The organism is Lunatimonas sp. (assembly GCF_020832325.1).
In the GTDB taxonomy this organism is placed as follows: Bacteria; Bacteroidota; Bacteroidia; order Cytophagales; family Cyclobacteriaceae; genus Lunatimonas.
Genome location: NZ_JAFIEU010000028.1, coordinates 39,145 through 52,274, shown reverse-complemented (window position 1 = coordinate 52,274; position 13,130 = coordinate 39,145). Strand labels below are relative to the sequence as shown.

The window sequence follows — 13,130 nt, the reverse complement described above, 5'->3', positions numbered from 1 at the left end:
AGCTAGTACATTAACCCTACCAGAACTTGAAAATTTTGGTGGGGTTTTTTTTATCATTTCCGATTTTTTTTGGTCACAGGTACATTTTTCCACTTCAGCCATTAAGAATTGGTGGAGTTGGGTTAGCAAGGAATGCAATCGATGCTGGTTAAAGGAAAAAACAGGTGACCCGCGGGACTGGTTCAAACCCAAATATTTTTCCGAAGCTTGTCAGCGGTTTTCCACAACTGTTTTTCTAAAGGCTTTCTAGGTTTTAAGGGTTAAGCGCAAATAGAACGCTCCTAATTCGGCCAACCAGTCATAGAAGTCTTTTCTCGATTGTATGGCTTTAGGTTTATCGCTTTTTGGATTCTCATTAACACCCAAATGAGCAGGGGCTTTGATATGAATATCGATGTCCTCAGAAAAGCGGTGAATAATATGATATCCTTTGGACAGGGACGTTCCACTCTTGAGCTCAAATTCAAAGCCTTGCTTTTTGAGGCCACACAGCATATGCATGATCCAGTAATCTTTTTCGATCAATTGGATTTGGATGCCCGTTTCTTGTTCGAGAATTCTCAGGAGATCAATAAAATCTTTGCGCTCATGCAGATATTGTTCAGGCATGTTGCTTTTCTACAATAGGCGAAAAAACCTTCTTTGCTCGTGAGCCTCCATAGGCTGATACAGTCCGTTTCAACTTAACAGGATCGAGTGTTGCTGCTCTTTCTTTCGCTTTTGAAAGCACAGCCATTTTGTCTTCGGCCAACGTGTCTAAATTATTGACCAAGTCAACCAGTAGAAACTCAGGGGTTACCTTTTTGGGAAACTTTGGCTTCATGTGGAAAAAGAACTTTCGACCACCAAGTTCAAACTCACCATGGCGTTTGTGATTAGAACTGTCAATTTTATTATTGAAAAATCATGCAAAATATGGTGTCAAATAGTCTGTTTTATATCATGCTTTCAGTATTTTAATGGAATAACAGTCCATCAGTATTCTTTCATATCATTCAAGATGTTGCCGTAGATGTTGTCCTAAAATTGCAAGTATTCATATTTTTGATTGATCCCACCTTGACTAAAGCTATTTCAATGTCGTCTAGTTAAGGATCAAATTGGCTTATAATTCATGTGTGGGTTTTTTGGGCTTCTTGTCCCGCCTTTCTGACTGATTGGGTCTGATGATTTCCCGGGTTTTGTATACGGTATCTTCAAATGCCTCTACTGCCTGCCTGTATTTTCTTTTCAGGAACATCGGCATCAGCAGATCCATAAATGACGCCAGTGTATGGGTTCTGTTGATCTTATGGTCATGTTTTCGCTCTTTGTCCGCCCTGTATTCCATCCTTACTTTTTCCTCTATCGGATGGGCGTAGATGGAGCACATGGTCATGGCCAATACCTTGACATGGAAATCCTGACGGACTGCCCTGGCGGTCTTTCCGGAGAACTTCTCAAGCTCTGCCCTGGACTTGAGCAGTTTGTAGGCTTTCTCTTCGCTCCACCTGTGGTGGTATAGTGCCTTGAACTGCCCTGATTCGCACTTTTCCGTATCCAGCAGCGATGTGCACAGCATCTCAACTAAATCTTCTATAGACTTAGAGGCTATTGAGCAACAAAAAAAAGGCCTTTCATTTCTGAAAGGCCTAACTTACTTATAATCAGTGTACCAGGAGCGGGACTTGAACCCGCACGACCAAATGGTCACAAGATTTTAAGTCTTGCGTGTCTACCAATTCCACCATCCCGGCATTTTTTCTTTTAGGTATCCCTTCAATTTAAAGGGCCCATAAAGAATAAAGCCCTTGGTAGAGGGCTTTAGCAGAGCGAAAGACGAGATTCGAACTCGCGACCCCGACCTTGGCAAGGTCGTGCTCTACCAACTGAGCTACTTTCGCTTTTAAGATTCAAAAAACGCAACCGTACGATGCGCCCTTAATGTGAATGCAAATTTACCTGCTTTTTTATAAAAGGCAATATTTCCAAGCAAATATTTGTAATTAGTCGACACCCTTCCGAGTACCTCTTTGATTTTTAGGGGGAAACATACCCCTAGCCGAGGGTCTTTTTGATTTCGTTCAGTTTTAGCAAGGCTTCCACGGGCGAGATGGTATTGATATCGATCGCATCCAGCATCTCCTGTGCCGCCTTAAATTTGGGATCCATCTCAAAAAGGCTCAATTGATAATTATTCTTTGGCATATCTTTGATCTTGTCGCGCTGCCCTTTGAGGTCCTTGTCCTTTTCCAGGTGCTTCATGATCTCCGCTGCCCGCAGTACCACCGGGTTCGGCATACCGGCCATCTGGGCTACATGAATCCCAAAGCTGTGCTCACTGCCTCCCTTTTCCAGCTTCCGCATAAAAATCACCTTGTTGCCCAGCTCCTTCACAGAGACATTGAAGTTTTTTACCTTGGGAAAGTCCTCTGCCAACTGATTCAATTCGTGATAATGGGTAGCAAAGAGCGTTTTGGCCCGACACTTGGGTTGGTTGTGCAGGTACTCCACGATGGACCAGGCGATGGATATTCCGTCATAGGTGGATGTGCCCCTGCCGATCTCGTCCATAAGTACCAGGCTTCGATCACTCAGGTTGTTGAGAATGCTGGCTGTCTCTGTCATCTCCACCATGAAAGTGGACTCACCCTTGGAGAGATTGTCTGAAGCACCTACCCGGGTGAATACCTTGTCAATGATGCCCAAACGGGCATAAGAGGCAGGTACAAAGCTTCCCATCTGCGCCATCAGTACGATCAGGGCCGTCTGCCGCAACAGGGCTGACTTACCCGCCATATTGGGGCCCGTGATGATGATGATCTGCTGCGTGGCATTGTCCAGAAAGATATCGTTGGGCACGTAGGCGTCACCGATCGGCAATTGCTTCTCGATCACCGGATGTCGGCCATCCTTGATTTCGATGGATTCCGTGTCGGCCATCTTGGGCAGGCAATAATTGTTCTCTGCGGCCACTTGCGCAAATGATAGCAATACATCCAAGGTTGCCAAGATCCGGGCGTTTTGTTGAATGCTCGACACGTAATCGGTGGCATCCTGCACCAGGAGGTTAAAGTATTTTTGCTCCAAAGCAATCAGCCGCTCTTCCGCATGAAGGATTTTCTCCTCGTAGACCTTGAGCTCCTCGGTGATGTAGCGTTCCGCATTTACAAGCGTTTGCTTGCGAATCCATTCTTGGGGCACTTTGTCTTTGTGGGTATTGCTCACTTCCAGGTAGTAGCCGAAGACCTTGTTGTAGGCTACCTTGAGGGAACTGATGCCGGTCTTTTGCACCTCCCGCTGCTGTAGCTGTACCAGGTAGTCCTTACCGGAATTGGCCAGCTTTCGGTATTCGTCCAAATCGGCGTCCACACCGTTTTTGATGATGCCACCCTGATGGGTAAGCATGGGCGCATCCTCCATCAGCTCCTTGTCTATCTTTTCAAGCAAAAATTCGCAGGAATTGAGCTGATCCGCCAGCTTCTTCAGGGACCTGTTGTTCTCCGAACTAAGCAGTGTCTTGATGGGGAGCGTATTCTTTAAGGCCTTTTTGAGCTGATTCATCTCCCGGGGGTTGATGCGCCCCACGGCAACCTTGGAAATTAGACGTTCCAAGTCCCCGATATGCTTTAGGTGAGAGACGATCTCCTCGCGAAAAGCGGGGTTTTGGAAGAAGTGCTCCACCATCCGCTGCCGTTCCACGATCGGTTCCTTCTCCTTGAGAGGGAGTACCATCCACTTTTTCATCATCCGACTGCCCATGGGTGTGTGCGTGTGATCCAAAATCTGGATCAGCGGCACGCCACCCTCTTGCTGCGGGTGGATCAACTCCAGGTTGCGGATGGTAAACTTGTCCAGCCACACGTATTTTTCCTCCGCAATGCGGGAAATGGAGGCAATGTGTTTTACCTCCTTGTGTTCGGTTTCCTCCAAATAATAGAGAATCGCTCCTGCGGCTACGATCCCCTGGGGGAGGTTTTCGATTCCAAAGCCCTTGAGAGAGTTGGTTTGAAAATGTTGGGTAAGGCGCTCGTAGGCATAGTCGTATTGAAATACCCAATCCTCGCAGTGGAAAGTCGTAAAGTCACTTTTCAGAAATTCAGCCGCACGGGTCTTTGCCGCCTTGGAGTAGATCACCTCGGAGGGACTAAAGCTTTGCAGCAACTTCTCGATATAGGCTGGCTGCCCTTGTGCCGCCATGAACTCCCCGGTAGAGAGATCCAGAAAGGCGACGCCCAAGGCCTCCCGGTCAAAATAGATGGAAGCCAGAAAGTTGTTCCGCCGCTTGTCCAGCACATTGTCGTTAAACGAAAGCCCGGGAGTAACCAGCTCGGTCACGCCGCGCTTTACAATGCCCTTGACTTCCTTGGGATCCTCCAATTGGTCGCAGATGGCTACCCGGTTGCCTGCCCGGATCAGTTTGGGCAGGTAGGTGTCCAAGGAATGATGTGGAAAGCCGGCCAATTCAATATGAGACGCTGCCCCATTGGCCCGCTTAGTCAGCACGATGTCCAATATTTTGCTGGCCTTCACCGCGTCCTCTCCGAACGTTTCGTAAAAATCTCCCACCCGAAACAGCAGCAAGGCACCGGGGTGCTTGGCCTTGATGGCGTTGTACTGCTTCATGAGCGGAGTCTCTTTCACTGCTGCTTTAGCCATAAATCCGTATTGATCGTAAATGAAACCCTGAATTTACTCGATCCATCCCACAAAGAAAAATGGTAGGGTCCAGTCCTTCCCTTCAGCTCTCCCAAGGCTACCAAATATTCCCCCGAGCCTTTCTCCAAAAAATAATCTGCGCAAATAAAACTATTTTTACCGCTGCGGCATCTTACTATCAAACGAACCCATACAGCCCGCACTACAAACCCCAATGATCTACGGCCAGACCGTCAATATTATCCTAGTAACCAGAGCGATGTCCGGTGACTCATCTGCCAAAAGCCAACTGCTTACCGATTGGTATACCCGGGTGTACAATTACGCGCTGAAATTTCTGGGGGATCACGACCTTGCCATGGAGGTATCGCAACTAACCTTCATTGCGGTGCACCATAAAATCGAAACCCTCCAAGATCCGGAAAAATTCCGGTCTTGGCTCTACACCATTTTGGCAAACAACTGTAGACACCAAAAGCGCCGCAGGAAGGACCCTGCTTTCTCCGACCTGTCCAGTGAGGCAGCAAGGAAAGCCATGGACCTCCCCTGTAACAACACGAATCCGGAGCAGCAAATGATTCAGCAGGAGGCAGCGTTTCAGTTGCAACAGGCCATTTTGCGACTGCCGGAGGTGCAGCGGGAGGTGTTGATTATGAAGGAATTCGAGGGACTGAAATTTAGAGAAATCGCCGAGTCCTTGGGTATCTCGGAAAACACTGCAAAATCCCGCCTGTATTACGCATTCAAACACTTAAAAGAAACGCTGAGTGGTTATTCCTACCACCCCAAATGATACCGCTTATGAGCTTTGTCCCTGATGAAACGACCTGGATGGGTTATCTGTACGGTGAGCTGGACGCCGAGACGCATCTACAGGTGACCCAATACCTCCAAAACAACCCCGATGCAAGACGGGAGCTGGAGCAATTTGCCTCCCTTCGGCAGCGCCTGAAAGGATTGGAGGATAAAAGCCCTCCACCCATGGCACTGCCGGAACTCCCCCAAACTACCCGACCGGTGCGACGCACCATTCCCAAGCCCATTCAGTATGCTGCTACCCTGGTGATTGCCCTGGTGTGTCTGATGGTGGCGGCCAGGGCAACGGAGCTCCATCTACAGTGGAGCAGCGACGGCCTGTATATAAGCTTCGGAATACGTGAAATGCCTCCAACCCCCCAAATGGTAGCGGCAACCACGCTAGCAGAGGAAAGAGCGGAAAGCCCACGAGGTACCTATGAAGCTTCTCCTTCCGACTCATTGCTTCGCCAAGTGCAGGAAATCATTGATCGGAAACTGGACCAGCGTTTACGGGATGAAAAGCAGCAGTGGATCGGTCAGATTGGACCCGGGTTGGAACGGCGCATGGATGCGTACTTCCAGGCCGCCCGTCAGGAACAGGCCCTCCAACTTGCTACCTACTGGGAAGAGGTTGCGCTGGTACAAAAGCAGTATACCGAAGTTCTTCTACAGGATTTCTCGCAGACCCTCGAACAGCTTCGCGAGGAAGATCTGGTATTTCTGTTGGAAAGACTGAATGGAATGCAATACGAAAACGAACAACGGCAGCAAGAAATCAATGACCTCCTAATCTTCTTGCTGGCTGAATCAGACACCTCTACACCCAAGCAGCCATGAAATCGAGCATGATTATCTTCCTTCTGGTATTCCTATCCGGAACCAGCCAGTTTGCCATAAGCCAGGAGATCGACCGCGAGCGCATGCAGCGGGAACTGAAAGTGGCCAGTGCGATTCTTAACAGCCTCTTTGAGCCGGATCAGGAATTTCTGGTCAGCCGTCGGGACGATCGACGGCAAGCCCAATACCTCAGCGGCTACGGGGTAATGATGACCCTGCCGGCCCATGCCTCCGTATCGGTAGCACCCAACATTCAATTTATGCCAACCACTAATGCGAGGTCTTTTTCAGGAACTGTGCCCCAGCAGGGATCACAAATCCGTATCGGACGTTCGTTATTGGACAGCACTCGAATGAATACGCTTAGGACGGGCAAACCACTGGACCGTGATAGCGTGGAGCAGGCGCGTACTTTGCGCTCTAAGGAGCTTGTTGTGGAGTACTTTCTGGACTACGCCCACCTCATCACCCAATTGGGTCCCGAAGACCGGATCAAAATCGTGGAAGAACGCTCGCCTTTTATTTCCGGTGGTCGCTTCGTGCCTCAATTTCAAGCATCCAATGTCACCGGACGGAAGCAACGCTTTGCCGCCGAGGTCGTATTCGGGGATTTGATCGCGTACCAAAATAGACAGATTACGCGGGAAGAAATGCGTTCCAAAATACGCTTTGCCGGCGGAGACCAATCCAGTGAGCAGGATTTGGAGCTTTTGGCCAATATCTTCGACCGGTTATACCGTCCGGACCTTTCCGAGACCTTTTACTACACCGGATATGCATTTTACGACCGCATCCCTGATTTTGGGGTGATCTACCACCTCAATATGCTCACGAGACCGGATGAAAGTATGTATAGCTTTATTATGCGGGATAGAATGGGGAGTGCTGGAAGCCAGGAGCCGGATTCGGAGAAACTAAAAGAGGAATATCCGCAGTTTATCGAAGAGCTAAAAGGAAACATGCTCACCTACGGCCGAACCCTCAAAAGCTTGGGAGAAGACGAAAAATTGGTCTTCAGCATTCGATTTGCGGGATACCCACGCGCCGAACTTCCCGAACTTGTACACCTAACCGTCGATGTGAGGGATCTATTGGACCTAAATGCCGGGAAGCTGACCATGGAACAAGCCTTGGACCGGATCCAAGTGGATGAATAGCTCCATTTGTAGGTCGATACTGTTATCTTTGCGTCCGGAAAACGCGATAGAAGCATGAAGAAATTGAGTATGGACGAGCTGGACCGCCTGTCGGTGGAGGAGTACAAGTCCGTGGAAAAAAGTCCGTTGATCCTGGTACTGGACAATGTCCGCAGCCTCAACAATGTAGGCTCTGCCTTTCGTACCGGGGATGCCTTCCGTGTCCAAAAGGTATACCTCTGCGGCATTACCGGAAAACCACCCCACCGGGAGATTCAGAAAACTGCGCTAGGCGCCACCGAGTCGGTAGAATGGGAACATGTGCCCGATACCCTGGAACTGGTCAAGAAGCTAAAACAGGAGGGTATTCAGACTGTGGCCTTGGAGCAAGCTTCTCACAGCGTCTCCCTCAATCACTTTCAGCCACAGCCCGGAATTACCCATGCTTTGCTATTTGGAAACGAAGTCTTCGGAGTAGACGAAAAAGTAGTGGCCGAAGTCGACCATGTGGTAGAAATCCCCCAACTGGGCACCAAGCATTCTTTCAATATTTCTGTGAGCATTGGGATCACCCTGTGGGATATTGGTGGTAAAATGAGGATATTTGACAAGGATTGACCTTTTAGCATCTATTAGCCAAGGAGCGCGAGGTTGCCAGGTAACGGGTCTTCTCCTGAATCTATCCCGTAATGCTACTGAACCAGTTTTGCTTCCACATTCAAAAGAATAGATACCATGCAAAACGTGAATTCACCTAAGATAGATAGGACGAAGGAAAGAGCCGCTTTGTTTCCGTCTTTGCTGGGATGCAAGTGTCCGGTATGCACCCGGGGGCAAATGTTCAGATCCAGTGCCCTCGATATGCGGAACTTTAACGAGTTGAATAAACAGTGTGCAGTCTGTGGCTATGACTTCATGCCTGAACCCGGCTTTTATCAAATCTCGCTGTTTATTACCTACGCGTTTGGAGTAGCCATTTTTGTAGTATTTGGCGTGCTCACCTACCTTATCTTCGAAAGTCCCAAATTGTGGCATTACTATTTGATGATCTTTATCCCCGCAGTCCTATTCACGCCGTGGAATGTGAGGTATTCCAAAGTGCTTATGTTGTACGCTTTTGTGTGGAGAAGAAAGGTGTGAAATTCCCATTGGTAAGGATTTGCACGGTAACCTCGTGATGAACCCCGCACAAAAATCCCTAATTCGATTTCAAAAAAACTGCATTGAATATGACGAAGACACTTTCCCTGTTCATACTATTTAGGTTGTTTTTCATTGTTGTTTTTTTAGCAAACCCTCTTTATGATTTGCTTGCGCAGACCGACGACTGGCGCAACCTCCAAAATGGTATCATCATTCCCGATAAGACGTACAGCGACCAACCGTATATCTTAAAAACCGACGACGGCGCGTGGCTGTGCGTCATGACTACCGGCCTGGGCCACGAGGGCGACCGGGGACAACACATCATCAGTCAGCGAAGTCTCGACAGGGGCAAAACTTGGGAAGCGATGGTTGAAATAGAACCTAGTGATGGACCGGAAGCCTCCTATTCGGTGCTGTTGAAGGCTCCATCCGGCCGTATTTTCGTTTTCTATAACCACAATACAGACAACGTAAGGGAAATAAAAGGTGATAACCCACCATATAGGGATGGCATTGTGCGGAGGGTGGACAGTCAGGGGTACTTCGTGTTCAAATATTCGGACGACCACGGCAAAACCTGGTCAAAAGATAGGATCACTATACCCGTAAGGGAGTTTGAGATCGACAGGAACAATGTGTATGGAGGTGCGATTCGTTTCTTTTGGAACGTTGGGAAGGCATTCGCGCACAAAGGGAGCGCATTCGTGCCGCTTACCAAGGTGGGCGGTTTTGGTGAAGGTTTTTTCACCTCCAACGAGGGCGTACTGCTGCAGAGCGAAAACCTCTTTGCCGTAGAGGATCCAAGGGATGCCATTTGGCGTACGCTACCGGATGGCGACATCGGTCTACGGACACCTGCCGGTGGGGGGCCAATCGCTGCAGAGCATAGTTATTCCATTTTGAGCGACGAAAGTTTCTTCGCGGTGTACCGGTCCCTTGATGGCCATCCGGTATACAGCTACAGTCGGGATGAGGGTAGGACTTGGGATGCACCCCAATACATGAGGTTTGCGAACGGAAGGCTGATGAAGAACCCGAGGGCAGCCAACTTTGCCTGGAAGGTTGAAAATGGCAAGTATTTGTACTGGTTTCACAACCACGGAGGAAGGTTTATCCGAGAACATCCAAATCCCAGCGCAATCGGCTACAACGACCGGAACCCGGTATGGGTATCGGGAGGTATAGAGGTCGACAGTGAGAAGGGAAAGGTAATTCGTTGGTCACAGCCGGAGGTATTGCTGTATGATGATGACCCCCTGATCCGAATCAGCTATCCAGATTTAGTAGAAGAAGAGGGAAACTATTATATCACGGAAACCCAAAAAGACATTGCCCGTTTACATAAAATCGACCCTAAATTCTTGGAGATACTTTGGGGGCAACCTGACAACAAATCCAATACCGAGCAAGGCCTGATTCTAAACTGGAAGTATGAAGGCGGTGGATTTCCCCAGGTGGTCCCTGCTCCGAGCATGCCCACGTTTCGTTCACAAGATCCCAATACGTCTGATTTTAGGGGTTTGAATGTTAGGTCTGGGTTTACCCTAGAGTTATGGTTCACGCTAGCTAGCCTGAAGGGAGGCCAGGTATTGCTGGATGCACGGGATTCATCCGGTAAAGGGTGGTGGGTTGCCATTTCCGAGAGGGGTACGTTGGAGATCCAGATGAACGATGGCCAAACACGTGCGGTATGGGACAGCGATCCGGGGACGTTGAAAACGGGTAAAGAGCACGTAGCGAGCATTATAGTGGACGGAGGGCCCAAGATCATCTCATTTGTGGTGGATGGCGTGTTCAATGACGGCGGCGATGAGCGGCAGTTTGGCTGGGGAAGATTTAGTCCCTATTTCAAGAGTCCACAGGGATCCTCCGAACTACAGATCGGCACCAAGTTGAGCGGTGAAGTGATCCAAGTACGTGTTTTCAACCGGCCCCTGCTGGTGACCGAGGCCATCGCAAATCAACAGCACCTGAAGAAGGAATAAGGTACCGCATTTAAAGGGAATATATGAGGTGGTCAGTTCGTCTGGAAAGGAGCGGAATCAGCTAACGGATTGTCTAAAAGACGGTATTCCCGCTGTACTGAGGTCTGTGATATCGCTCCTTTTGAAGCACGTTTTTAGGTGCTAATTCAGGTTTTTTGGCTCAATGCCTTATCTTTAGACTTAAATCGTTTTTTCCGACTTTTCATCATGTACAAAAAGAGCCTTTCTGAGCGGGATATTTGCACCAAGTTTATCACACCAGCGTTGAAAAAAGCGGGCTGGGATATCGAAAAGCAGGTCCGAGAAGAGGTCTTTTTTACCGATGGACGAATCATCGTCCAAGGCTCATTGCACACCCGAGGTAAAAGAAAGCGAGCGGATTACATTCTGTACTACAAAAAAGACATTCCGATAGCCATCGTCGAAGCGAAAGACAATAAAAAAGGGGTCGGTTCGGGGATGCAGCAGGCATTAGAATACGCAGAAATCCTTCAGCTTCCCTTTGTCTTCACTTCCAATGGAGACTCTTTTGTATTCCATGACAAGACCAATCTGGAAGTAAGGGAAAGAGAATTGACAATGGACGAATTTCCTTCTCCAGAGGAGCTTTGGGAAAAGTATTTGAAGCACAAAGGAATTGAGACGCATCAGGCAAGAGAGGTAGTGGAGCAGGATTATTACACGGATGATTCGGGGATGAATCTGCGGTATTATCAGGCCAATGCGGTCAATCGTGCGATTGAAGCCATTGCCAAAGGCCAAAATCGGATCCTGCTAGTCATGGCGACCGGAACAGGCAAAACCTACACTGCTTTCAACCTGATTTGGAGACTTTGGAAAGCTGGGATCAAAAAGCGGATTCTTTTCCTAGCAGACCGGAATGCCCTCCTTACCCAGACGAAAAACGGAGACTTTTCCCCTTTCGGAAATGATATCATGCACATCATCAAAAACCGAAAGATTGACAAGTCCTACCAAATCTACTTCGCGCTTTACCAAGGCCTTACCAGCAACGAGGAAGAGAAAAACGCCTACAAGGAATTCAGCAGGGACTTTTTTGATCTGATCGTGGTGGATGAGTGTCATCGGGGTTCGGCATCCGAAGCTTCTGCCTGGAGGGACGTTTTAGATTATTTTGAAGGGGCTACCCAAATCGGCATGACCGCTACTCCCAAGGAAACCAAGGATATTTCCAATATGGATTATTATCGAGAGCCTGTCTATACTTATTCCCTCAAACAAGGGATTATGGATGGATTTTTGGCTCCATATAAAGTAGTACGAATCACCACCAATCTGGACGAGGGCTGGAGACCCACTTCAGGGATGCTGGACAAATTTGGGCACGAGATCAAAGATCGGATATACAACCTGAAAGACTATGACCGAAAAATGGTCATCGATCAGCGAACTCAAGTCATTGCTGAGAAGATCACCGAATTTCTCAAAGCCACTGATCGATTTGCCAAGACGATTGTGTTCTGCATCGATATCGAGCATGCCCAACGCATGCGCCAAGCCCTGATCAATGCCAATGCAGATTTGGTTTCTAACTATCCTCAATATGTGGTCAAGATCACCGGCGACGATGAAGTGGGCAAACGGGAACTGGACAATTTTACCGACGTGGAAGAGCGCTTCCCTGTGATTGCTACTACCTCCAAAATGCTGACTACAGGGATCGACACCAAAATGGTCAAGCTGATCGTGCTGGAAGCCAACATCGGTTCCATGACCGAATTCAAGCAGATCGTCGGCAGGGGTACCCGAATCCGAGAAGCAGAGGGAAAGCTTTTTTTCACCATCATGGATTTCAGAAAAGCCACCAACCTTTTTGCCGATCCGGATTTTGATGGAGAGCCCGTGCAGATTTATGAACCGGGAATAGAGGATTCTCCTGTACCGCCGGAAGAGGGGGGATATGAAGAGGAGGACGATGGAATTACCGTGGGCGAACCAGAAAGACCTAGACTAAAATCTCCTCCGCCGGACATACGCATTGACGAAGAGGATCCGGATGCCGAACCGAGAAAGTACTATGTCAATGATGTCATTGTGACCGTGATCAACGAACGGGTTCAATACTTTGGCGCCGACGGAAGATTAATAACCGAGTCGCTCAAGGATTACACCCGAAAGAACATCGATCAGCGTTTCGGTTCACTCGATGAGTTTATACAGCGCTGGACAGATGCTGAGAAAAAAGAAGTACTTTTGGCCGAACTGGCCGAGCAGGGGATTCTCTTGGAAGCGCTCCGGGAAGAGGTCGGAAAAGAATTGGACGACTTTGATTTGATCTGCCATGTGGCATTTGATCAGCCTCCCCTCACGCGAAGGGAACGGGCCGAGCAAGTGCGCAAGCGGAATTACTTTGCCAAATATGGGGAACAAGCCCAAGCCGTACTCCATGCGCTTTTGGATAAGTATGAGCAAGAGGGAATCACCACCATCGAGCAGGGTTCAGTGCTGAAGGTACAGCCGCTCAATCAGTTAGGTTCACCGGTGGAACTGGTACGTGCTTTTGGAAAAGGAAAGGATTTTGAGGAGGCCGTTAAGGAATTGGAAAAGGAAATTTATAAATCGGCATAAC

General features: G+C 48.6%; 11 protein-coding genes and 2 tRNA genes. 7 read left to right on the top strand and 6 right to left on the bottom strand.

Annotated features, from left to right (window positions below; translation table 11 throughout):
* Positions 1 to 246: 246 nt before the first annotated feature.
* From JJU34_RS10635 to mutS, 6 genes are all read right to left on the bottom strand, one after another.
* Entirely contained in the window at positions 247 to 609 is a 363-nt protein-coding gene (locus tag JJU34_RS10635) for a nucleotidyl transferase AbiEii/AbiGii toxin family protein (protein WP_228692339.1), read from the bottom strand.
* Positions 602 to 823 (bottom strand): hypothetical protein, encoded by a 222-nt coding sequence (locus tag JJU34_RS10630; RefSeq protein ID WP_228692338.1) that lies wholly within the window; start codon positions 821 to 823, stop codon positions 602 to 604. The genes JJU34_RS10635 and JJU34_RS10630 overlap by 8 nt, the downstream gene beginning before the upstream one ends.
* Positions 824 to 1,105: 282 nt before the next feature.
* The gene (locus JJU34_RS10625) at positions 1,106 to 1,561 is read right to left on the bottom strand and encodes a hypothetical protein (RefSeq protein WP_228692337.1); all 456 of its coding nucleotides are present in this window, start codon (positions 1,559 to 1,561) and stop codon (positions 1,106 to 1,108) included.
* A 91-nt stretch (positions 1,562 to 1,652) separates the two neighbouring features.
* Positions 1,653 to 1,736 (bottom strand) — tRNA-Leu (locus JJU34_RS10620).
* Positions 1,737 to 1,810: 74 nt separating this feature from the next.
* Positions 1,811 to 1,883, bottom strand: a tRNA-Gly gene (locus JJU34_RS10615).
* Between the two features lie 154 nt (positions 1,884 to 2,037).
* Positions 2,038 to 4,638 carry a DNA mismatch repair protein MutS gene (gene mutS / locus JJU34_RS10610; protein WP_228692336.1) on the bottom strand — a complete coding sequence of 867 codons (2,601 nt, stop codon included), beginning with the start codon at positions 4,636 to 4,638 and terminating at the stop codon, positions 2,038 to 2,040.
* 214 nt (positions 4,639 to 4,852) lie between these two features.
* On the opposite strand from mutS, the gene JJU34_RS10605 reads away from it, so the two are divergent.
* The 7 genes from JJU34_RS10605 (at position 4,853) to hsdR (ending at position 13,129) form a co-directional block, all read left to right on the top strand.
* A complete protein-coding gene (locus JJU34_RS10605) occupies positions 4,853 to 5,431 on the top strand; it encodes an RNA polymerase sigma factor (protein ID WP_228692335.1) in 579 nt (192 codons plus the stop codon).
* An 8-nt stretch (positions 5,432 to 5,439) separates the two neighbouring features.
* Positions 5,440 to 6,273, top strand: coding sequence for a hypothetical protein (locus JJU34_RS10600; RefSeq protein WP_228692334.1), 834 nt, complete (start codon positions 5,440 to 5,442; stop codon positions 6,271 to 6,273).
* A complete protein-coding gene (locus tag JJU34_RS10595) occupies positions 6,270 to 7,430 on the top strand; it encodes a hypothetical protein (RefSeq protein WP_228692333.1) in 1,161 nt (386 codons plus the stop codon). The genes JJU34_RS10600 and JJU34_RS10595 overlap by 4 nt, the downstream gene beginning before the upstream one ends.
* A gap of 54 nt (positions 7,431 to 7,484) precedes the next feature.
* Positions 7,485 to 8,027 carry an RNA methyltransferase gene (locus tag JJU34_RS10590; RefSeq protein WP_228692332.1) on the top strand — a complete coding sequence of 181 codons (543 nt, stop codon included), beginning with the start codon at positions 7,485 to 7,487 and terminating at the stop codon, positions 8,025 to 8,027.
* Positions 8,028 to 8,144: 117 nt separating this feature from the next.
* Positions 8,145 to 8,549, top strand: coding sequence for a DUF983 domain-containing protein (locus tag JJU34_RS10585; protein WP_228692331.1), 405 nt, complete (start codon positions 8,145 to 8,147; stop codon positions 8,547 to 8,549).
* Between the two features lie 89 nt (positions 8,550 to 8,638).
* Positions 8,639 to 10,540 carry an exo-alpha-sialidase gene (locus JJU34_RS10580; RefSeq protein ID WP_228692330.1) on the top strand — a complete coding sequence of 634 codons (1,902 nt, stop codon included), beginning with the start codon at positions 8,639 to 8,641 and terminating at the stop codon, positions 10,538 to 10,540.
* A 207-nt stretch (positions 10,541 to 10,747) separates the two neighbouring features.
* Positions 10,748 to 13,129: an EcoAI/FtnUII family type I restriction enzme subunit R gene (hsdR, locus tag JJU34_RS10575; protein WP_228692329.1), complete on the top strand. Its 2,382-nt coding sequence runs from the start codon at positions 10,748 to 10,750 to the stop codon at positions 13,127 to 13,129.
* Position 13,130: the final 1 nt, after the last annotated feature.